Consider the following 21,336-nt stretch of genomic DNA (forward strand, 5'->3'; position numbering starts at 1 on the left):
CCCACAGGAGTGATTATACATTCGGATCAAGGGAGTGTGTATACGTCATACGCGTATCAAGCCTATATCAAGGATAACGACCTGATCGGCAGCATGTCACGTCGAGGAAACTGTTGGGACAATGCGGTGATTGAATCATTTCATTCGAGTCTGAAATCTGAAGAATTTCAATACGTTAAATTTAATTCATTACGCAATAATATTGTAGTTGAACGAGTAATTGCCTATTTAAATTATTATAATGAAGAACGTATCCAAGAAAAATTAGGCTACCTGACACCGATAAAATATGGTGTCAAAGCAGCCTAATCATGGTGTTTTATATGTGTCTCATATCGCTAGGTCAGTCTACATTGGGGATGTACAAGTGTACCTTTTTTAATGAACTCATTAAATAGTATAGGCAGTTATATAAGCGTAACATAGTAAAAAAATAAATAGTGTATTTATTGCTATGAATAAAAAGATTATGTGAATATATGATTAAACGTTCACTTTTCTATGATATCATGGTTTAATAGTAAATAACTTACTAGTTAGAAAGTGAGGAGAGAGTAATAAAGATTCGAAGTTCACTTCGGTTATATGATGAATTCTTTTTGAGGTTAGTATGTAATGAGTCTCGATGAAAAGGAGGAAAGGTATAATAATAGAATGAAATGATCGCTCCGACCACCATTCGTTGTAAGCGGTTTCAAAACGAAAAATAGCCTCGAAACAAATCCATACCCTCACTTCAGAAATAAAAGCACGTCTCGTAATAGAAAATTTCACTAAAAAAGAAATCATTCATGAAATGTAAAAATTAGCGATGTTGCTAACTAAAAAGGGAGTTTTGGAAAATGAAGAAATTCATACTGATGATCGTACTACTAGCTGTATCTGTATTAGTACTTGCCGCTTGTGGTACCGATGATGAGAAAGCATCTGAAGGTACTGAAGATCAGGGCTATAAATTAGTGAATGAAGGAAAATTCACATTTGCTGCAAGCGGGCTGTACAAACCATTTAGTTTTGAAGAAGACGGTACACTTACAGGCTTTGATATAGAAATCGGAAATGCGCTTGCTGAGAAAATGGGACTTGAAGCGAACCCCGTGACGAATCCATTTGAAACGATTTTACAAGGGCTAGTTGGGAATAAGTTTGATGCAATTATTGGTTCTATGGCGTATACAAAAGAACGTGCAAAGCAAGCGGACTTCACCGAGCCTTACTATTATTCGGGTGGAATGATTTTCGTTGCAAAGAATAATAACGAAATTACATCTCCTGAAGATTTAAATGGCAAGAAAATTGGTGTAGTAGCTCAGTCCACATATGAAGAACCTGCTAAAGAATTGTCGGACGATATCCAGTATTACAGTAGTGATGTAGTAGCATTAAAAGATTTAACCGTTAAAGATCGTTTAGATGCAGTGATCACCGCGGACATCGTGGGCTATGAAGCGATAGAAAACGGATTTGAAATCAAAGAGGTCGACAAGCCGATGTGGGTAGAACAACCTTCCGTCGCGGTGAATAAAGAAAATCCAGAATTAACAAAAGCGCTTGATGAGGCATTACAAAAGATGATTGACGATGGGACGTATGAGGAAATCTCAAATAAATGGTTCGGTCGTAATTTACTTGATATTGATTTAGAAGGTGTCGAGTTATTGGAGTAAATATAATCTCCACCCATTTTTTAGAAAGTTGGTGTGCCGGTGCCTGAGTTTTTGATTACATTTTATGACGTATTCAAAAATACGTACAAAGGATTTTTACAAGCAGGTTTACTAACCATCGAAATCACGGCGATCGCAGTTGTAATCGGAGTGGTCTTAGGTGTCATTTTTGCCCTAATGAAAATTTCAAACTCCAAAATACTGCAGACGATCGCAAATATTTATATTACGCTAATTCGAGGAACACCGTTAATTGTTCAGATTATGTTCCTATACTTCGGTATCACATCCATTATTGTTTTAGATAACTTTTGGGCAGGTGCCATTGCATTAGGTGTCCACAACGGTGCGTACATTGCAGAAATTTTCCGTGGATCTATTCAAGGAATTGACAAAGGGCAACGCGAAGCAAGTCTTGCACTAGGGATGAATAGTTCATTGACGATGAGACGGATCGTCTTTCCGCAAGCTTTACGTCGTGCGATTCCGCCGCTCGGAAATCAATTCATCATTACATTAAAAGATTCGTCATTAGTCTATGTCATTGGTGTATCTGAAATGTTTGGCGTGGCAAATCGTGTAGCTGCTTCTAACTTTAAACAATTCGAAACGTTTCTCGTAGTGGGTCTTTATTATCTTATTCTCGTTCTTATTTTTAGCGCTCTATTAAGATGGTATGAGAACAAATTGGATGTGGATAAATAATGGGGGCAGATACGATGATAAAAGCAGAAAATATTCACAAGTCATTTGGAGATTTGAAAGTGTTAAAAGGTATCGATATGGAAGTGCACCGTGGAGAAGTGGTGGTTCTCATCGGGGTCAGTGGTTCAGGAAAGAGTACCTTCTTGCGGTGTTTAAACTTTTTGGAATTGACAAATGAAGGCGTAATCACAATTGATGGAAAGCAAGTCAATCAGAAGAAAGACAATTTAGCCAAGATCCGAGCGGAAGTGGGAATGGTGTTTCAACACTTTAATTTATTTCCGCACAAAACCGTCTTAGAGAATGTGATGGAAGCGCCTTTAATGGTCAAGAAAATGGACAAAGTACAAGTGAAGAAGATGGCCCACGAGATATTAAAAAAGGTAGGGCTATCCGAAAAAGCAGCAGTCTATCCTAATAAATTATCTGGTGGTCAAAAACAACGTGTTGCGATCGCTCGAGCACTTGCCATGGAACCGAAAGTCTTATTATTCGACGAACCAACTTCTGCTTTAGACCCTGAACTTGTTGGGGAAGTGTTGCAAGTCATGCAAAACTTAGCGGAGGAAGGGATGACGATGATCGTTGTTACGCACGAAATGAAGTTTGCAAAAAATGTTGCAGATCGAGTGATTATGCTAGACGAAGGAGTCATCATCGAAGATTCTGATGCAGAGACATTCTTCAATCACTCGACAAATGAACGAACACTGCAATTTTTAGAAATGGTGGACGTTTAAGATCAATCAAAGCTCTATTTCGAATTTTACAAGAGGTACTAGATTCCCGAACAGCTCCATGTTCAGGTTTCTGGTACCTCTTTTATTACGTGTAAAGAAACTTCATGGTTGCTAAATTAGGAGTTTTTAAGGAGTTATTCTATTTGCGTTTTATTGGACAACTAAAGGGCAAAATAAAAGTAAAGATGTATATAGAAAACTTCTACTAGTCTACAGATCACCTATTTTGTAAGACATTACATTGTGAAACAGAAAGGAGAAATACAATTTATGAAAAGTTACGGAAGATTTTTAGCTATGATTGCAACCTCTACTGTTGTGATGTTTGGACTCATGTACGTAAACACCTATGCATTCGATCACGTGTTTTTTAGTGAAACACGTCTGTATATGGCCTTGTTGATGGGGGCTGTGATGGCGGTGATCATGATGGGGTATATGTGGAAAATGTATGAGAATAAAAAGATGAATGCGGGGATCATGGCGGCAAGCGTCATCATATTCGCTTTATCTTTATTTTTAATCCGAAGTCAGACCACAGTAGACGACACTTCCTGGATGAAAGCGATGATACCTCATCATTCCATCGCGATTTTGACTAGCGAACGAGCAAATATTTCTGACCCGCGTGTAAAAGATTTAGCGGATGGAATCATTGAAACGCAGAGAAAAGAAATTAAAGAAATGAAAGAGCTGATTGACGATTTGAAGAAGAAAGATGAGAAGAAGGAAGACTAAGCGCACTGAACGTACCGGTTTCTTAAAGTGTAAGAAATCGGTACTTTTTATTATGTAAAATTTCTAAAGAATATAGCGAGAGATATGGAGACTCCTGAATAAGATCTGTACGTAAGAGATTTCCCAGGAAACGTTGAAGCTTTCGAAATATATACCGATGCTATTTTAGCTAATCTAGCGGAGCAATAGAACGGATTTTCACTCGAAGTATATGTGATTAACTTCTGATGATTCTGGCCATACTGTCAGGAGAAATAGCAAGCACTTTGTTGAGGAGGAATACAGTGGAAAAGAAACAACCTAAAAAGAATGACGGTCAAATGGAAGAGCGAGAAATACTTACGACGCGCCAAGGGCATCCCGTCCAGGACAATCAAAACATCAGAACAATTGGCGACCGTGGCCCTGCTACGCTAGAGAATTATCATTTTATCGAAAAAATCTCTCATTTTGATCGTGAGGAAATACCTGAACGAGTAGTCCATGCAAGAGGCTCGGGTGCGTTTGGTTACTTTGAGACATATGGGAAAGCTGGGAATGAGCCCGTTGAAAAGTACACCCGTGCCAAAGTGTTTTCGGGTGCTGGAAAAAGAACGCCTTTAGTCGCACGTTTCTCTACTGTAGCGGGTGCTAAAGATTCGCCCGAAACGGCACGAGATCCGCGAGGCTTTGCGGTGAAGATGTATACAGAAGATGGCAACTGGGACTTAGTGGGAAATAATTTGAAGATATTTTTCATTCGGGATGCGATGAAGTTCCCTGATATGATTCACGCATTCAAAGCTGATCCAGCTTCCAATATACCGCATCCGCAACGCATGTTTGATTTTGTGTCTCGATCGCCAGAATCTATTCATATGATCACATTTTTGTTTTCACCATGGGGCATTCCCGCAACGTATCGTCACATGCAAGGCTCAGGTGTGAATACATACAAGTGGGTCAATGACAAAGGCGAAGCGGTTCTAGTGAAGTATCATTGGGAGCCAAAGCAAGGTATCCGTAATTTAACACAGGAAGATGCCGATGCGGTACAGGCAAAAAACGTTGCACATGCGACGCAAGATTTATCTGAAGCAATCGAACGTAAAGAGTACCCTGAATGGGAACTTTTTGTGCAAATTATGGAAGATGGGTATCACCCAGAATTGGATTTTGATCCGCTTGATAATACAAAGCTTTGGCCGGAAGAACAGTTTCCTTGGCTGCCAGTAGGGAAGATGGTGTTAGATCGCAACCCTGATGACTTCCATATGGACATTGAGCAAGCGGCTTTTGGAACTGGAGTACTTGTAGATGGAATGGATTTTTCAGACGATAAAATGCTTCAAGGCCGTACATTCTCGTATTCCGATACACAACGTCATCGAATCGGCACGAATTATCTCCAGTTGCCTGTAAATGCACCGAAAAGAGAGGTCCGGACAAACCAGCAACGTGGTCAAATGGACCAACGCGACGCCAACGAGTCGGGAGACAATCCACATATTAATTATGAACCATCCATGCTCGGTGGATTTCGAGAAGCAACAGGGGAAAGCCGGCCTCCGCACAGACCTACGTATAACGCAGCGGCAATGAGCGCGCCAATTGACCGACCGAATAATTATGGGCAAGCAGGCGAGACGTTCCGACAGTTTGAAGAATGGGAACGAGAGGAATTAATCAATAATCTTTCCGATGCGCTCGCAGCGTGTGATGTACGCATACAAAAAGCGATGATCGAACACTTTACGCAAGCGGATTATGAATACGGGCGTCTTGTACAAGCGGGTATTGAACAGAAAATAAAAGAACTGGAAGGATCGGCGGCAGAACCTAACATCCCTGGTCGTGAGTCAGGTCAATCAAAATTTGGACAGGGCACACCTGATTCTAAAACGGCTGTGAAAGATGCAGTGGACAAAGGCCATGAAGCAGATCCTTATTGATGAAAAGGTTTAGCGTCTTTTATCTAAGCTGAAATATGGTGTGAATGAAGAGTGAGTAGCATCTGTATAGGAAACAAATGTGATTGTGCAAGCAACTACATTTGTATCGTATATAGATGTTTTTTTCATTTTCCAATCCTATTTATCACTTTGACGGTTTTATGCAGAGTTTAATAAAGTAAATGACAGAGTAGTTAGAATATTCAATGGAGAAATGATATACTTTATACTAAGTAGTGTCTGTAGGCGATTGCACGGAATGAGTAACATATGCAAAAGATGCAAGTGGAACTAGAGTAGAATACTTGTTTTCATGATAAAAATATCACTTACAACCCGCTAAAAAGATGGGGAGGTGAAGTTGTGAATAAGACCTTTTGGATTCCATTAATAGTTTCATTTGGAACGATGATAGTACTCTATATCATAGGCTTTATAGCGAATATAGATAGTCTTATATTTAATATTTCACTCTCGCATACTGAGATTTCACTAGTACCGATCGGTGTTGGCATAGTCATGGGGTTTATTAGTGAACGGATAATCAAATCGAAATCACATGCCAATTAATCTTAAATTAGAGCATGATCTAGCATCGCACGTAGAGTAGTAGTTATTTTTCAAAAAATGCAAGTAGTTATTTATAGTGAAGTATGTAGTGGCTACCGTTGTTCAACGAGCGAAATACGAAAAATCATACTATGTAAAAGGGGGGCACAGTGTATGAATATTTCTAAAATAGATGAAATCAATAGTCTTTATCGAAGATTAATAGACACGTGGAACAACCGTGATGCAAAAGGAATGGCTGAACTATTTACAGAACAAGGAATTCAAATTGGTTTTGATGGAAGCAAAATGGTTGGACGAGAAGATATCTTATCGCATCTCGCATCCATCTTTGAAAATCACCCCACTGCCCCTTTTGTAACTAAAGTAAAAGACGTTCGGGCAGTAGGAACAGATACGGCAATAGTACAAGCTATCGCAGGGATGATTCCACCTGGAAAAACAGATATTGAGCCCACAGTAAACGCCCTTCAAACTCTTGTCACAGTTAACAAAGACGGTAATTGGAAAATTGAGCTCTTCCAAAATACGCCCGCTCAATTTCATGGGAGACCAGAACTAGTTGAGCAAATGACAGATGAGTTAAGGCGATTAATTAACGAATGATAAAGTCGTAACCGCGTCATGTATTTTGGCCATGAAGTGGAGAAACTTTACTTCGTGCTAATCATTATCTATCTCTATATATCCTTTAAGAGCGAGCAGGTTTTCGTCCCAATATGGTCCAAAGAAACTAAGCCAGTCCCTCAATTCAATCAATGGTTCGGAAGTAAGCGTATAGCGGATTTCATGTCCCACTTCTGACGTCTAACAAGCCTCGCATTAAAGAGAATGTGAAGATGCTGATTTACTGCTGTACGGCTTAAATGATAGAACTCCACACTATCAGTTATGGATCATTCTTTTTCAGCAAGCAATTTTAACAGACTACGACGAGTTGGATCAGAAATTGCTTGGGAAATATCTTGCTTAGATGATTTCTCCACACTTAAGCCTTTAGTACGGCAGGAAGTTTCTCTTTTACAATACGTTCCCAACCGCTCTCCATAAATCCACGAACAACTGTGTGAGGTTGTTCAAATTCGGATACTTTACAAGGTGAGTCTCCAAATTGCTCTGTATGAAGTGCAAATTCATATCCTACAATTGGTTTAAGTGAATATGGCATCCACCATGCAGCAATGCCATACTTTTTCAAGCGGCGTTAAGTATAACAGTTTTACGAATATCTTCTAATTTTTCTTGTGAATTCATGATTCATACTTCCTATCTAAATATTGACATTTGGTATCGATGTGAAAAAACTATGACTATTTGATTAAACATCATTACTTAAACAAAAACGAGAGTTTGGCTCGAGTCGCTCTGATTTCCATGTTGCTGACGAATATCTGCTCTGCGTATTGGATGACTGATTGGATTCATTGAAGCATATAGATTGAAGGTGATTGATCGAAAAAGGCGAATGAGTAAAGTAGGAGGGAATATACATGAATAAAGGACAAGCTCAATCGAACGAGAATGCTGGGAAGAAAGAGTATATCGAAACACCTGTTAAAACGATTTTTAATAAATTTGCCAACCAAAAAGACGTGACCTTCATATACGGAGAACCGATTGAACTTGGTTTGCAAAAAGTAGTCCCTGTGGCGAAAGTTAAATATGCAGTAGGTGGGGGTGGTGACGGTAGTGGAGGGGAAGGTGGAGGCGGTGCTTTTACAATTAAACCCATTGGCGTCTATGTAATTACACCAGACCAGGTGAAGTTTGAGTCTACGTTGGATGTGAAGAAACTCACTGCGTTGACTGTGGTTGTTGGTGGAGTTCTAGGTTTATTGGCACTTTGCAAGGGGAAATGAACGAAGCTCGAAAAAGTTATAGCTGTTCGATTTGTTCCATTCATTACGCTAATCTAATTTTTGAAATCAAAACTTTTAGAGCGTGTCTTCTAGGTAACTTACTAACCTAGAAGACACGCTCTATTATTCAACACCCTATGGACTATGGAAAGAGGAGCTGTCTCATTTCGGGCTTGTACTTTTCCGTGAGCAGCATAATCTAACGCTTTTTCCATAAATTAAAACCCTTGCGCTTCTTCACTTTCCTTTTTTCAATGGGAACATTCGGCGTAGGTGCAGGGTTGTAGGGCTCTACATATAGACCCGAATAGGATTTATACCATGTAAAGATATGCTCGACAATTACCTTAATAACAGCATAAGCTGGAATTCCTAGTATAACACCTGGCACGCCGAATAATTTCCCAGCTGTCAGCAATACGATAATAATAGTTACGGGATGTATTTTTAAATTACTGCCCAAAATCAACGGTTGGATCAATCTGCCTTCAAGTGCTTGTTCAACGGCAAACACAATAATGACTTTCACCAACATGAAAGGTGAAGATGCTAATGCAATAATGACAATCGGTATAATCGCAAGGAACGATCCTAAATAAGGAACTAAGTTTAGGACTCCTGCTACGATCGCAAGTAGAACGGCATACTCAAGGCCGACAATCGCTAAACCAATCCAGAACATCAATCCTACAAAAAATGCTACTACTAATTGCCCACGGATATATTGACTGATTTTCGTATTAATTTCTTTTAATACTCGATACGTAGTGGCACGCATCTTCGTCGGCAACAGTTTCATCGTATGATACGGTAAATCACGTCCGTCTTTCAATAAAAAGAATAAAAGAATCGGCATAGTGAGCAATGCGATGACCACATTGGTCACAGTTCCGAGTACGCTACCGATACCCGAGAAAGCAGAATCCATAAAGCCTTTCGATTGTTCTGTTATCGAGTCTATAATACTTTGATCGATATCGTCCAACTTACCTTGCAATTGAGAAAATAAATTACTACTTAATAAGCTCTCAAATTGTGCCAATAATTGAGTCCAATATTCCGGCCAGTTTTGAATGAGGCTGGTAGCTTGCTCGCGTATAATCGGAATGAGGATGATCACGCCCCATGCCACTAATCCACTGATGACCATGAAGACTAGTGCAATTCCCCAAACACGCTTGATTTTCTTTCTTTCCATCATATCGATCAATGGATTTACTAGATAAAATAGAATCCCCGCCATGATGATAGGTAATGCCACTACACCGAGAAACTCTTTTACAAAATGAAACATATGCATAACTTTCGAAAAAACTAGTAAGTTCAATAAAATGACTAATGATATCAATAATATAGCGACTACTTTATTATCCAAAAACCAGTTTCGGAACCAAGTAGTCATAGTTCGTATTTTATCATTTTCCATGTCTTGCACCTCTTCTCGTGAAATAACTTGGATTCAACATCCATCTTATGTCTCACCAGAAATCCGTTCGCTAGTATCTACGTCTTGACCCGCCAACCGCTTTTCAAAAGTCTTCCGCCAGCTAGGGGACAACTCTTCAACTTCCAGCAATCGACGCACCGATTCCCAGTCATGCTTGTCCTGATGCATCAGCCGATTCGCTTCAGCTACTGAAATAGCATGTGCTTGGCGTGTTAACGGAACTAACCGATCGGTCGGCGAAACCAACCCTTCTTGCAACACGCGGAAATAAAAGCCTGTAAAACCTGTATCCTGTACAAGAAGCGGCAAATCTTTTCGGTCATAGACAAGCGCCAACTTAAAACAAGGCTGGCGAGGCTGACTCACTTGAACAATCGCTTCGCCAAGCTGAAAGGAGTCACCAATACAAACATCTTCCTCTGTCATCCCAGTTATAGTAAGGTTTTCGCCGAACGCTCCGTACGGAAGTGTCCTCTCCAATGTGCGTTCCCAATGAGGATAATGTTTACATGGATACACACAAACTGCTTTATGAACACCACCGTGATGAACGAGATCTCCCTGACCATCTCCAATGAAGTGTACAGAGGATAAAAAAACCGCTTGCTGCACCCGCTCTTTGAAAAAGCCGGTCGTAACAGATTTCTTTCCAAAAACGATATCTTTAGGTTTCCCTACATTTAATGAAAGAATCTCCACCTTATTCATGGAATCACCCCCCAGCACAATCAATATATCACTTGGATATAAGTGTATCACTATCACTAGAACTTGTTAAATATCTTTCGGGATCTACTCTTCGTCTTTATCCAACACTTCTACACCTGTTCAAACTAGTAAACTAGAGAGAGTACGCCAGACTGTAAAATGAAAGAAAACCATACGCCACAAACTATATAAGAAGCTAAGCCTGACGAAATGAAAACGATCTACGTTACAACCAGATCCAAAAGAAAGTTGGATGACATAGCTTCCATCGTTGTCATGACACTTTATCGAAGAATTATAGAATGGAACGAAGGAGTAAGCGTCTCAGATGTACATGGCCTTTCCTATCCTGCATTGCTAAACATCCGTTGACAGTTGGAAGCCTACTTAGCTTTCACATACATACTTTAAGACGATTCATTGCTAGAAGACCGAGCCAAGGCATAACCTCTCGCTCGTGTATATAGTGTATTGTCAGTCGATGCCCATACTTAGTCCGTATTTGCCGGAATAGTAAGCAGTTGTTTGCCTATCGTGGTAGCGTGGACTAATCCCTGCATCAATAATTCTTTTATAGTTTCAAATCCAAGCAATTCAGTTCCACCCAATACAAATACATGTTTCATCCTGCTTCACTCCTCTTAAATCACCTCTTTACTTTCTACCCTCTTGTTTAAAAAGTATTCAAATTAGAAAAAGAATCTACTTACCATTAATAAAGGAGTCCTTGGTACTGAATAATAGAAAATAAAAAATGTTCTTTAATTCATTTATAGTTCATATCTTCCTGGTTTAATTACATAAGCTTATATGCAATGGATCATGCTTTCGTTCACTTCATTCTTTAAAAAGGCCCATAATGTTGAAGATATTGTGATCCAAAATGAGATCGATTACGTTAGCTATAAAATGATAACTAACTAGATGAGGAGGGGACACGATGAAAAAAGGTACATACAATCGTTTTTGGAGATGGCACTTCTTTGGTGCATTGTTCATGGCTCCACTTCTAATTACGCTTACGCTGAGCGGAATTGGGTACTTGTTTTACAATGATGTGGAAAACGTTGCGTACAAGGATCTTTTCTTTGGTACTAGCGAAGAAACGTCCCAACTGACGATCGACGAAGGAGTTTCTCTTGTGAAACAGGAGAACAAAGGATTTGAAGTTTCGAAGATTATGATCATGGACGAGCCGTATAATACGAGGCTGACATTGAAGTCCGAGTCAGGCGAAGAGAAATACGTATTTTTAGATGACCATAACGAAATAGTCGGCTCTCAAAATCCAAAGTATACGTACGCCAATATTATGAGAAATGTTCATAGTTCACTTTTCGTTGGCGGAACTGTCGTCAATTACTTAGTTGAATTAGCTGCATGCTGGGCAATCTTTTTATTATTTTCTGGACTGTATATGACATTCAAAAGTCGTGCGCTGAAGAAACCGAAGAAATCGACACGACGACTTCAATTTAAACGGATTCATGCGTTAATCGGTACAATCATCACTATTCCCATGATTATTCTCATTTTTACAGGTCTTCCTTGGTCCGCATTCATGGGGAATTTCATCTATACTGCCTCTCAAGAACATCCTTCTATCGGAACGCCGTTGCTAAAACAACAGCCACCTACTTCTGATATGAGTGAGATTCCTTGGGCAACTCGTAAAGAAGCAGCCCCTACATCCGAAAAACCGGATCCTCACGCGCATCACGGTGGGAATGGGGAAATGCCTGGAATGGATATGGGCCATAACGGGATTTCTGTTGAAGAATTGATGGGGAAAGTACAGGATGAAAGGATTTCGAAACCGTATTCAATCGTCTATCCGTTTTCTGAAGATGGTGTGTTCACGGTATCCAAAGGTAGTAACACCGGAGTAACAGGGTTAGATGTACATCCTTCTGAAGAGATGACTTCTTATTTCGATCAATACAGCGGCAATTTGATTTCCAAAGTAGGCTACGAGGAGTATGGAATCTTGGCGAAGTGGTTTACGTGGGGAATTCCTCTGCACGAGGGTCATCTGTTTGGCTTGCCGAATAAAATTATCAATGTAATTGTCTGCCTCGCATTTTTATTCCTCATATTCTATGGCTTCAAGATGTGGTTGTCGCGCAAGAGGAATGGAAATATTTCGGCACCACCTAAGACGACGAGTAAAATTTCGATAGGGTTTGTTGTGCTGATGGTGATCTTAGGTGTCATCATGCCGCTCTTCGGGATTTCATTGTTGGTCGTACTTGCGATCGAAGGGATTTTGTATTTGTTTCATCGTGGGAAAGGTGATATGCGGACTGAGTAATAGTGAAAATAGAAGACGCTGCCTAGGAAGTCAGTACGTTGACTCTAGGTAGCTTTTTTTAAGTTCTGTTTCGTCGCAGTCAGAGAGCTACTACATTCTTTTATAAAAATATGAACAATTCAATTTCGCCTTCAAAAACACCTCAAAAACGAATTCTCGATATCAAATTCCTCATATCTACCGCATTCTCTCCCTTACACAATTCAATTTCCAGGTTTTGACGATTTTCTGTTCTTGTCATATGCTGATTTCAATACAGCTACTAACAGAACAGTTAGAAAAGTCATCGGAAAAATGATATACTTTATTCTAAGAAGTGTGAGGAAAATACATGAACAAGCGGGCAATGAAACGTATTTATTTAAAGAATCTAGTCGATTTGAAAATTGATTTTGCGTTTAAAGAATTGTTTGGTAGCGAGAAGAACAAAGCAATTACGATTGTTTTTCTGAATGCCATTCTCTAACGAACCGACCGGGATTCCATTAAAGAAGTAACCTTCAGAAATCCGGAAATCGGCGCGGTATATGAAGACGACAAGCTATCGCGTCTGGATATTCTTGTCGCCACGCAAGACGGACATCCTATTAATATTGAAATGCAATTTACCAACCAATACGACATGGTCAATAGAAGTCTCTATTATTGGGCCAGATTATACAGTGAGCAAAATAAAAAAGGATTGGCATACAAGACGCTACAACCTACGATCATGATGAACATCTTAAACTTTGACTTGATTACGCAAACCGATGCGTATCATTTACACGAGGATGAAAAGAAATTTCGTATAGCGGACGGATTGGAGTTACATTTCATTGAAATACCTAAGCTACTTGCGCATTGGTATGATGAAAAGTTGGATCCGTGGAGTGATGTATTGGCTCGTTGGTTGCTTCTGTTGAGTATAGTGGATCAGCGGAAACAACATATTTACGAAGACATATACAAAGAACTGGAGGCGATTGCGATGACTGACAAACATTTACAAGAAGCATTTTCGAGTTGGAATGAAATGAGCCTCAATTCGGAAGAACGACTTGCTTATGAAGTGCGCTTGAAACAGGTTCTAGATCAGGAAGCTGCGGTCAATGAAGCAAAGTGGAGATTAGAAGTTGCTGAAAAAAGAGCAACGGAACGAGGAATAGAACAAGGAATAGAGCAAGGAAAAACAGAGGAAAAGGAACATATAGCACGTAAACTTCTACTGAAGGATCTGGATATTGAACTCGTAGTTGAAACAACGGGGTTATCGTTAGAGCGTGTACAAGAGATGAAAGCAGAATTAGGATTGTAATTTGTAGCTAATGAATTTCAATGTTTCGGAACCGGCACTTTATATACACGGCATAGTTGATAAGACGCTTACTTTCGACCTGTTATAGGGGAGAGTAGATGTCTTTTTATTATTGAGGTGGGGGTGAAAAACAATTATTACTATCTAATTAACCATTCTTAATAAAACAAACTTGTAAACTTGACGAACAGGTACGTCTTAAGAGACTCGAAAATAAACCAACTACCCCTACCGTTTAAGTGTGTCGGTTTTCAATTATATTTCAATATACTTCTTACCTACAAACTTACAGCGTCATAATCAAAGTTACTGTAGCATTCATCACATCAGTTGACGTCTGCCCCTACATCGCCCTCCACCTTTAAGCGAAATACTTCTCTCTCTTTGCAAAAACACGACATCAATACAATAACTTCCTACATCTTTTTGAGTTTGCCTGCGACCATTGATAAAATATCAACTTTTCTAACGGAATTAATCTCCAGTAGAATCTATATATCATCTGGATATGTGTATAATGATCACCAGGAATTGGTCAATGTCTTTCGTAGTCAGTATTTCCAGCTGATTGAAGTCGGAACATCATTTATGCTAGTAGACCACTCGCTAATAATTAAATACATTCCAGGGGAGCGAAACAGCGCTAAAACCCTTCTCATTTCATTGACTGCAATCCAGCTTTTCCACCTCCAGCACCTCCCCACTCGCACCCCAAACCCAATCAATGCTATAATAAACACATTCTATATAATCACTACCTGTGCAAAGATTGATGGAGGGAACCTTACATGAAAACCGAAGCGAAACTACAAAAAGAAGCAATGAAAGTCCTAAAAGAGACAAGCCGTACATTCTACATACCAATTAAATTACTCGAATCAAACGTTAGAGAAGCTGTTGCGTCTGCGTACCTGTGTATGCGTGCAATCGACGAAATCGAAGATCATGAACAACTAGACGTGACGATCGTCATCGACTTATTGAATAAAGTAAGCGACATACTGGATCACACAATTGCAACAGGTGAATCGATGGCGTCTGCATTGGACGAATTGTTCGCACCATATCGTGATCAGTTGCCTGAAGTGACGTTACGCTTAGCTGACTGGGTAGAGTTCTGTCCGGAAACGGCACGTAATAAAGTACTCGAATCGACTGCGATCATGGGGCGTGGCATGGCGGAGTGGGCAGGTAAGGACTGGGTGATCGAGACGCGTGAAGATCTCGATGATTATACGTACTTTGTCGCTGGATTAGTGGGCGTCATGCTTGCGGATATTTGGCGCTGGTATGATGGCACCGAGACGGATCGAGACCTTGCGATAGGCTTTGGCCGTGGGTTGCAGTCTGTTAATATTCTTCGTAACTACAAGGAAGACGCAGTGCGTGACGTGAACTTCTTCCCGAATGACTGGAAGCTACCGGAAATGTTCGCGTATGCGGAAGAGAATTTGGCACTTGCGGATGCATATATTGAAGACATTCATACGAAGACCATTCTAAACTTCTGTAATATTCCATTGGCGCTAGCGCATAGTACACTCGATGCACTTAAAGAAGGACGCGAGAAGATGTCGCGGATCGAAGTGGTATCGGTCGTGAACAAAGCGATTCTAAAATGACCTATAGGTAATCGAGTGAATGGAGGATGGCGATGCTAGATTTACTGATCATTATGTTAGAACGGGTCGGAATGATTGTGGCGGTCGCTTTCCTTCTGACTCGTTTTCGATTTTTCCAAAATATGATCCATCAAGATGTATTGGATCGTCGGCAAGAGCTGACAGCGATACTCTTTTTTGGATTGTTTGGCATTTTCGGAACGTATTTCGGTGTGGCGCTGGATATGCAGACGTTTCATTTTGAAAATATGTCGTGGCAACTCCAGACCGATGAGGCGATTGCGAATTCCCGTGTGATTGGGGTGGTCGTCGCAGGTTTACTTGGTGGCTATCGACTCGGGATCGGTGCTGGACTCATTGCCGGGATTCACCGGATGTCTTTAGGTGGATTCACGGCTATTTCGTGTGGGATTTCCACTATTATTTCTGGAATCCTTGCAGGTTACTTCTATAAGAAGGGCAAGCACATCAGTCCACTTTTAGCATTCGCGATTGGTGCGGCTGCGGAAGCGTTGCAGATGTTGCTCATTCTTGTTATTGCGGACCCGTTTGAGAAAGCGTTTGCATTGGTACAAGCGATTGGCTTGCCGATGATTTTAGCAAACGGTATGGGGGCTGCGTTATTCATGCTGATTGCGTATAACGTTATTAGTGATCAGGATAAAAAGACGGCGTTGCAAGCGCAGAAAACATTACGTATCGCGGATCAGACGCTTGGCTATTTACGGACAGGTATGCGAAAAGATACCGCTTCGGCCGTGTGCGGTATTCTCATGAACGAGTTGCAGCCAGGTGCTGTCGCGATGACAGATAAAACGGATATTCTTGCGTTTGTCAGCTCCAAAGGCACGATTATGCAAGGCTCGATTCAGACGGATTTAACGCGTCAAGTAATTCAAGATGGACGGCTCATTGTCACGGATTCCGTCACGCATGATCACCCGAGTGTCTCGGCATCAGGGGCCATCGTCATTGCGCCACTCAAAACGCGCGGTGAAACGATCGGGACGTTGAAACTATTCTATCCTTCACGTAAAGCAATTACGGATGCCACGATTGAATTAATATCGGGACTCGCTGAATTACTCAGCAACCAACTTGAAATTGCCGAAGCGGATCATGCTTATCAACTAGCGAAGGAAGCTGAAATTCAAGCGTTGCAAGCGCAGATCAGTCCGCATTTCCTGTTCAATTCAATGAATATTATCATTTCATTGATACGGACAAATCCGGATGAAGCGCGGAAATTGCTGTCGTCGTTGTCGTCGTTGTCGTTTTTCTTGCGTCAGAATCTTGAAGGGACGACTGCGAAGATGGTTACGTTACAGCAAGAGCTTGCGCACGTCGAAGCGTATTTGATGATTGAAGAAGCGCGTTTTATTGATAAACTGAAGATATGTATCGACGTCGATCCGAGCGTCATGCAGGAGAAGATTCCGCCACTGACGTTGCAACCGATCGTTGAAAATGCGATTACCCACGGTATTAAAGATTTGGACGCAAACGCGATGGTCCATATTTCGATACATGAAAGTGGAGACGTCATTCATATTATGGTGGAGGACAACGGTGAGGGAATTGGTCCTGAGCGTCTCGCCGTGCTTGGGCAGGAACAAGTTCAGTCTGAAAAAGGTACTGGGCTCGGTCTGTATAACGTCAATCGACGCTTACTGATGACGTTTGATAAGAATTCAGGACTCGCAATAGAAAGTACACCGAATAAAGGAACGAAGATTTCATTCTACATTCCGAAGTCGGAGGTGAACGGATATGACGGAAATGATTCGCGCATTGGTCGTGGATGATGAAAGGTACGCGCGCGAAGAAATGATTTATTTGCTTGAGCAATTTGAACGGGTGAAGATTGTCGGGGAAGCCGACTCGGGAGAATTAGCGATTATTAAGGCGATGCAACTGCAGCCGGACGTGGTTTTTCTCGACATAGAAATGCCGAAAGTGGATGGCATGGAAGTGGCAAGGACACTCGGCTCGCTAAAGAAAGTACCGCTGGTCGTCTTTGCGACAGCCTATCCGCAATTCGCGGCCGAAGCGTTTCGTGTTCATGCGATCGATTATTTACTGAAGCCGTATGATGAAGAGCAATTGCGGCAGACGATTGCCCGTGTGGAACAGTTGCTACAGCCAAAAACCGATGCGTCACCGAAACGAATCGATCGATTGCCGGTCGAAATGGAAGGCGAGATCCACTATATCCCGATTGGCGACATTCTCTATGTACACCGGGAAGAAAATTGGACGAAGATTGTTACACCTACGCGAGATTACGAAACGCGCATGACATTGAAAGAACTTGAGAACAGATTGACATATTCATCGTTCTTCCGCATCCATAAAAGTATTCTCGTGAACCTCGTGCACGTCAGTAGTTTGACGCCGTGGTTCAACGGAGCGTATCAACTAGAAGTGGATCAACGTCCGGAGAAATTGTCAGTTAGCCGAAATTATGTCAAAGAATTACGTCAACGCCTCGAAGGATAAAAAATCTCGTAACATGTTAATCTCCCGGAGTGCATCTTACTTCGCGATACTGACATGTTGCGAGATTTTGTCATCATTTGGACACCTTTCTATTATAGTTAATGTAAGCGTTATCACTTTAAGGGAGGGAAAGTAGCAATGATTACATTTTTATTTTCTATTGTATTATTAATAGTCGGATATTTTACGTATGGTAAGTACATCGTCAAAATGTTCGGCGTCAAGGAAGAACGTGCGACACCGGCGTATACGAGCGCGGACGGAGTCGACTATGTGCCGATGAGCACTAGCAAGAACTCACTGATTCAATTACTAAATATCGCAGGTGTAGGCCCGATTTTTGGCCCGATTATGGGGGCGTTATACGGACCCGTCGCATTTATCTGGATCGTCGTCGGGGCAATATTCGCAGGCGCTGTACACGATTATTTGACAGGAATGATCTCCATTCGAAATCGCGGAGCACACTTGCCTGAACTGGCAGGAAAATTCCTCGGGAAATTTATGAAACACGTCGTCAACGCATTTGCACTTTTATTACTCGTTCTAGTCGGTACCGTATTCGTTTCGGCACCAGCAGGATTGCTGTACAACCTGATGAATGGTTGGATGGCTATGGGAATCATCCTTGCACTTATTTTCCTTTATTATATTTTGGCCACACTATTACCGATCGATAAAATCATCGGTCGTTTCTATCCAATCTTCGGCGCACTACTGGTGATCAGTGCAGTTGGTATCGGAGGCATGATGGTCATCAAAGGTGTTCCGATTCCGGAATTGACATTTGCGAACTTACATCCAGATAATATTCCGATCTTCCCGTTATTGTTCTTGACGATTTCATGTGGAGCGCTATCTGGTTTCCATGCGACTCAGTCTCCGATTATTTCCCGGACAACGAAGAATGAAAGCCAAGGTCGCAAAATTTTCTACGGCATGATGATCGCAGAAGCTATTATTGCGATGATCTGGGCAGCGGCTGGTATGGCGTTGTTCAACGGTGTAACATTGAATGAATTACTTGCAGCTGGCGGACCAGCAGTTATTGTGAGCGAAGTATCTATCACGATGCTAGGTGCTGTTGGAGGAACACTTGCGGTAATTGGTGTCATCATCTTACCTATCACATCAGGCGACACGGCATTCCGTAGTGCACGCATGATTATTGCGGACTACATTAAGTACCCACAAGCGAAAATCATGAGCCGTCTATGGATTGCACTTCCGATGTTCGCAATCTCGATTGCCTTAACTCAAATAGACTTCAACATCCTATGGCGCTACTTCTCCTGGGCCAATCAGTCCACGGCCGTCATTGCGTTATTTGTCGGAGCGATGTATCTCTTCATTGCCGGTAAGAACTACTGGGTCGCACTCATACCTGGGACGTTCATGCTGATGGCGACGACGACGTATATACTAAACGCAGCCATTGGATTCGGCTTACCAATGAATGTCTCTTTAATTGGAGCGACTGTCATCTCGATCTTCCTAGTAGCTCTGTTCTTTAACGCTGCAGTAAAAGCTCGAGCTGCACAGATTCCACTAGAGGAAGATATTACAAACTGGGATTCTACAAGAACCATTTAATACGCTATATTTACAACCTGTTGAGCTTCGGTTCAGCAGGTTTTTCTATGTAGATTTATATAGTAATTTAGATTGTGATACACTGTTAGTGGAGTTAAAAGCCAATTTACTCGAATGAGGAAAATATACACAATAATCATCTCAATTACAACTTAAATCACTTAAGTAACTAATAGTGTAAATATACACTATTAGTGCAAAGGAGGAATAAAGCGTTGAATAAGCAGACGGTTATGGACTTAGTGTCGCCCCGCTTGAAGTTAATTCGGACAGAAATGAACTATACACAAGATCAAATGGCGGAGATTATAGGCATCTCTAAGAAGACATTAGTGCAGCTAGAGAAAGGCCGACAGGAAATTGGTTGGGCTACGGCGGTAGTGGTTTGCGCGCTGTTTCGTGAGAGTGCTCTGTTGCGCTCGGTTATGGGAGAAGATCCAATTGAGTTGGCTGAAATGGCAGTGCATGCAGAGATTCATTCGCGGGAAACCGCAGCGAGCGCGTCGATCAATTGGTGGACGGAGATGGGGCAATGGCAGCAATATAAGTTGCAACAACATACCGCGGGTGGACATTATCGCATAATCGGAGCGGATCATAAGCGTTTATTTAGTACGGGGGATCGTGAAAAAGCTTTAGCTGAATTCAAAAAGTATATGGACATGCTCTAATTATTATATGAAAATAATACGTGAAAAACAGATAAAAACCGGCTGTACTCCTTTAAGAGTGAGCCGGTTTTTCAATGTGAAATGAATATTTTTGAGTGGTTGTACATACGCCTTTTTCGTATGTGCGCTCTTCGAATTCTACATGATCTTCGCTATCTATTGTCAGTACCGTTGTGCATCGTGTGCCATAGTCTTTTGACGCAATAAAGATCGAAGACAGTAAACTCTCGAGATCTTCACCAACGCCAGTATCAGGTAGTTGCTCAGTCGGAAATCGTTCCGCTCGTTGCATCATGCCGAATAATACATCTGGATTGAACGTCTCCGTTTGTTCCAAATATTCCGCCAGCAAAGCTTTCGTTTTATCCACCTTAGGCCACGGAGTATTTAGAAATGCATTACTAAGTCCGTGTGTACCGTGAGTTAACTGTTGGATAGATCGCTCGATGTTCGAGTAGTAATACATCTCTTTTGCTGACCCAGCAAGTACGTTGCAGCCGGCATAATCCTCTCGGTTTGTATGCAGTTGCTCCATGAATGCGCGTGCTGATAGCTCCGATTGTAGATAGGAAGATACGATGTGACCGCGTGAGAGTTTGCCTGTTTCTGGTAGCGTGAAGTCACGATAATTCGTCAGCGCAGCGACTTTCCCTTGTTTATTAATGCCGAGCCACGTGCCCATTTGTTCGAGATCGCGCCCTGCTAAAATGTCGGGATAATCGTTCCAGAAGTTGGCTGGTGCTGTCGGACGTCCGTACGCTTCATCTCGGTTCGCCATCATGACGAGTTGATACTTCGGATGGCTTTGTAATTGAAATGCTAGTAAACACATAATGTCACCCCGTTTGTGTATGTATGAAAGTAGTGTATCACGTGTGATTTTGTTTGGCGACTGTATGGTAGTGCTGCAAACTAGAGAGTAAACAAAACGATGTATTGTTTGCTTCGCTATTGAAGTCAGAGTATATACGAGGTATA

20 protein-coding genes and 1 pseudogene are annotated in these 21,336 nt (G+C 41.4%); 16 read left to right on the plus strand and 5 right to left on the minus strand.

All coding sequences use genetic code 11. The features are described 5' to 3' along the window. Window positions 1-93 precede the first annotated feature (93 nt). The 8 genes from H605_RS0108150 to H605_RS0108185 all read left to right on the plus strand — a co-directional run bounded on the left by H605_RS0108150 (window position 94) and on the right by H605_RS0108185 (window position 6,957). On the plus strand, window positions 94-309 hold the full coding sequence (locus tag H605_RS0108150) for an integrase core domain-containing protein (protein WP_476715112.1): 216 nt from the start codon (window positions 94-96) through the stop codon (window positions 307-309). A gap of 533 nt (window positions 310-842) precedes the next feature. After that, entirely contained in the window at window positions 843-1,667 is an 825-nt protein-coding gene (locus tag H605_RS0108155) for a transporter substrate-binding domain-containing protein (RefSeq protein WP_029053767.1), read from the plus strand. A gap of 51 nt (window positions 1,668-1,718) precedes the next feature. Next, on the plus strand, window positions 1,719-2,372 hold the full coding sequence (locus H605_RS0108160; protein ID WP_232321225.1) for an amino acid ABC transporter permease: 654 nt from the start codon (window positions 1,719-1,721) through the stop codon (window positions 2,370-2,372). A gap of 14 nt (window positions 2,373-2,386) precedes the next feature. Beyond that, the gene (locus H605_RS0108165; RefSeq protein ID WP_029053769.1) at window positions 2,387-3,112 is read left to right on the plus strand and encodes an amino acid ABC transporter ATP-binding protein; all 726 of its coding nucleotides are present in this window, start codon (window positions 2,387-2,389) and stop codon (window positions 3,110-3,112) included. 270 nt (window positions 3,113-3,382) lie between these two features. Next, a complete protein-coding gene (locus tag H605_RS0108170) occupies window positions 3,383-3,850 on the plus strand; it encodes a DUF305 domain-containing protein (protein WP_029053770.1) in 468 nt (155 codons plus the stop codon). Between the two features lie 320 nt (window positions 3,851-4,170). Beyond that, window positions 4,171-5,781: a catalase gene (locus H605_RS0108175; RefSeq protein WP_051210528.1), complete on the plus strand. Its 1,611-nt coding sequence runs from the start codon at window positions 4,171-4,173 to the stop codon at window positions 5,779-5,781. 363 nt (window positions 5,782-6,144) lie between these two features. Beyond that, the gene (locus tag H605_RS0108180) at window positions 6,145-6,351 is read left to right on the plus strand and encodes a hypothetical protein (protein ID WP_029053772.1); all 207 of its coding nucleotides are present in this window, start codon (window positions 6,145-6,147) and stop codon (window positions 6,349-6,351) included. A 153-nt stretch (window positions 6,352-6,504) separates the two neighbouring features. After that, complete coding sequence (locus H605_RS0108185; RefSeq protein WP_029053773.1) at window positions 6,505-6,957, plus strand: SgcJ/EcaC family oxidoreductase; 453 nt, start codon at window positions 6,505-6,507, stop codon at window positions 6,955-6,957. A gap of 382 nt (window positions 6,958-7,339) precedes the next feature. Here H605_RS0108185 and H605_RS0108190 read toward each other — a convergent pair whose 3' ends face one another. After that, window positions 7,340-7,549, minus strand: coding sequence for a hypothetical protein (locus H605_RS0108190; protein ID WP_029053774.1), 210 nt, complete (start codon window positions 7,547-7,549; stop codon window positions 7,340-7,342). 292 nt (window positions 7,550-7,841) lie between these two features. Between H605_RS0108190 and H605_RS17600 the strand changes: the two genes are divergently transcribed. Further along, a complete protein-coding gene (locus tag H605_RS17600) occupies window positions 7,842-8,210 on the plus strand; it encodes a spore germination protein GerW family protein (RefSeq protein WP_051210518.1) in 369 nt (122 codons plus the stop codon). A gap of 199 nt (window positions 8,211-8,409) precedes the next feature. Here the strand turns inward: H605_RS17600 and H605_RS0108200 are convergent, their stop codons facing one another. The 3 genes from H605_RS0108200 to H605_RS19550 form a co-directional block, all read right to left on the minus strand. Continuing rightward, the gene (locus tag H605_RS0108200; protein ID WP_029053775.1) at window positions 8,410-9,636 is read right to left on the minus strand and encodes an AI-2E family transporter; all 1,227 of its coding nucleotides are present in this window, start codon (window positions 9,634-9,636) and stop codon (window positions 8,410-8,412) included. 45 nt (window positions 9,637-9,681) lie between these two features. Further along, window positions 9,682-10,365, minus strand: coding sequence for an MOSC domain-containing protein (locus tag H605_RS0108205; protein WP_029053776.1), 684 nt, complete (start codon window positions 10,363-10,365; stop codon window positions 9,682-9,684). Window positions 10,366-10,856: 491 nt separating this feature from the next. After that, entirely contained in the window at window positions 10,857-10,991 is a 135-nt protein-coding gene (locus tag H605_RS19550; protein ID WP_257788252.1) for a hypothetical protein, read from the minus strand. A gap of 314 nt (window positions 10,992-11,305) precedes the next feature. Between H605_RS19550 and H605_RS0108215 the strand changes: the two genes are divergently transcribed. The 7 genes and pseudogenes from H605_RS0108215 (at window position 11,306) to H605_RS0108245 (ending at window position 20,358) form a co-directional block, all read left to right on the plus strand. Then, entirely contained in the window at window positions 11,306-12,676 is a 1,371-nt protein-coding gene (locus H605_RS0108215; protein ID WP_029053777.1) for a PepSY-associated TM helix domain-containing protein, read from the plus strand. A gap of 346 nt (window positions 12,677-13,022) precedes the next feature. Further along, a pseudogene (locus H605_RS18390) lies at window positions 13,023-13,973 on the plus strand (Rpn family recombination-promoting nuclease/putative transposase). Window positions 13,974-14,761: 788 nt separating this feature from the next. Further along, window positions 14,762-15,595, plus strand: coding sequence for a squalene/phytoene synthase family protein (locus H605_RS0108225; protein WP_029053778.1), 834 nt, complete (start codon window positions 14,762-14,764; stop codon window positions 15,593-15,595). A gap of 32 nt (window positions 15,596-15,627) precedes the next feature. Beyond that, on the plus strand, window positions 15,628-17,400 hold the full coding sequence (locus H605_RS17610) for a LytS/YhcK type 5TM receptor domain-containing protein (RefSeq protein ID WP_037561767.1): 1,773 nt from the start codon (window positions 15,628-15,630) through the stop codon (window positions 17,398-17,400). Continuing rightward, the gene (locus H605_RS0108235) at window positions 17,366-18,094 is read left to right on the plus strand and encodes a LytR/AlgR family response regulator transcription factor (protein WP_029053779.1); all 729 of its coding nucleotides are present in this window, start codon (window positions 17,366-17,368) and stop codon (window positions 18,092-18,094) included. Before H605_RS17610 ends, H605_RS0108235 begins: the two co-directional genes overlap by 35 nt. Before the next feature lie 138 nt (window positions 18,095-18,232). After that, the gene (locus H605_RS0108240; protein WP_029053780.1) at window positions 18,233-19,687 is read left to right on the plus strand and encodes a carbon starvation CstA family protein; all 1,455 of its coding nucleotides are present in this window, start codon (window positions 18,233-18,235) and stop codon (window positions 19,685-19,687) included. 215 nt (window positions 19,688-19,902) lie between these two features. Next, window positions 19,903-20,358: a helix-turn-helix transcriptional regulator gene (locus H605_RS0108245; RefSeq protein WP_029053781.1), complete on the plus strand. Its 456-nt coding sequence runs from the start codon at window positions 19,903-19,905 to the stop codon at window positions 20,356-20,358. A gap of 52 nt (window positions 20,359-20,410) precedes the next feature. Here the strand turns inward: H605_RS0108245 and H605_RS0108250 are convergent, their stop codons facing one another. Next, complete coding sequence (locus H605_RS0108250; protein ID WP_029053782.1) at window positions 20,411-21,190, minus strand: NRDE family protein; 780 nt, start codon at window positions 21,188-21,190, stop codon at window positions 20,411-20,413. Window positions 21,191-21,336: the final 146 nt, after the last annotated feature.

This window comes from Sporosarcina ureae DSM 2281, from assembly GCF_000425545.1.
GTDB lineage: Bacteria > Bacillota > Bacilli > Bacillales_A > Planococcaceae > Sporosarcina > Sporosarcina ureae.

What these genes read in the sequence shown, in the direction of transcription:
- H605_RS0108250 (WP_029053782.1), bottom strand. Translation starts at nt 21,190, where the DNA reads ATGTGTTTACTAGCATTTCAATTACAAAGCCATCCGAAGTATCAACTC.
- H605_RS0108225 (WP_029053778.1), top strand. Translation starts at nt 14,762, where the DNA reads ATGAAAACCGAAGCGAAACTACAAAAAGAAGCAATGAAAGTCCTAAAA.
- H605_RS0108205 (WP_029053776.1), bottom strand. Translation starts at nt 10,365, where the DNA reads ATGAATAAGGTGGAGATTCTTTCATTAAATGTAGGGAAACCTAAAGAT.
- H605_RS0108185 (WP_029053773.1), top strand. Translation starts at nt 6,505, where the DNA reads ATGAATATTTCTAAAATAGATGAAATCAATAGTCTTTATCGAAGATTA.
- H605_RS0108200 (WP_029053775.1), bottom strand. Translation starts at nt 9,636, where the DNA reads ATGGAAAATGATAAAATACGAACTATGACTACTTGGTTCCGAAACTGG.
- H605_RS17600 (WP_051210518.1), top strand. Translation starts at nt 7,842, where the DNA reads ATGAATAAAGGACAAGCTCAATCGAACGAGAATGCTGGGAAGAAAGAG.
- H605_RS0108165 (WP_029053769.1), top strand. Translation starts at nt 2,387, where the DNA reads ATGATAAAAGCAGAAAATATTCACAAGTCATTTGGAGATTTGAAAGTG.
- H605_RS0108235 (WP_029053779.1), top strand. Translation starts at nt 17,366, where the DNA reads ATGACGGAAATGATTCGCGCATTGGTCGTGGATGATGAAAGGTACGCG.
- H605_RS0108150 (WP_476715112.1), top strand. Translation starts at nt 94, where the DNA reads ATGTCACGTCGAGGAAACTGTTGGGACAATGCGGTGATTGAATCATTT.
- H605_RS0108240 (WP_029053780.1), top strand. Translation starts at nt 18,233, where the DNA reads ATGATTACATTTTTATTTTCTATTGTATTATTAATAGTCGGATATTTT.
- H605_RS17610 (WP_037561767.1), top strand. Translation starts at nt 15,628, where the DNA reads ATGCTAGATTTACTGATCATTATGTTAGAACGGGTCGGAATGATTGTG.
- H605_RS0108175 (WP_051210528.1), top strand. Translation starts at nt 4,171, where the DNA reads ATGGAAGAGCGAGAAATACTTACGACGCGCCAAGGGCATCCCGTCCAG.
- H605_RS19550 (WP_257788252.1), bottom strand. Translation starts at nt 10,991, where the DNA reads ATGAAACATGTATTTGTATTGGGTGGAACTGAATTGCTTGGATTTGAA.
- H605_RS0108215 (WP_029053777.1), top strand. Translation starts at nt 11,306, where the DNA reads ATGAAAAAAGGTACATACAATCGTTTTTGGAGATGGCACTTCTTTGGT.
- H605_RS0108170 (WP_029053770.1), top strand. Translation starts at nt 3,383, where the DNA reads ATGAAAAGTTACGGAAGATTTTTAGCTATGATTGCAACCTCTACTGTT.
- H605_RS0108155 (WP_029053767.1), top strand. Translation starts at nt 843, where the DNA reads ATGAAGAAATTCATACTGATGATCGTACTACTAGCTGTATCTGTATTA.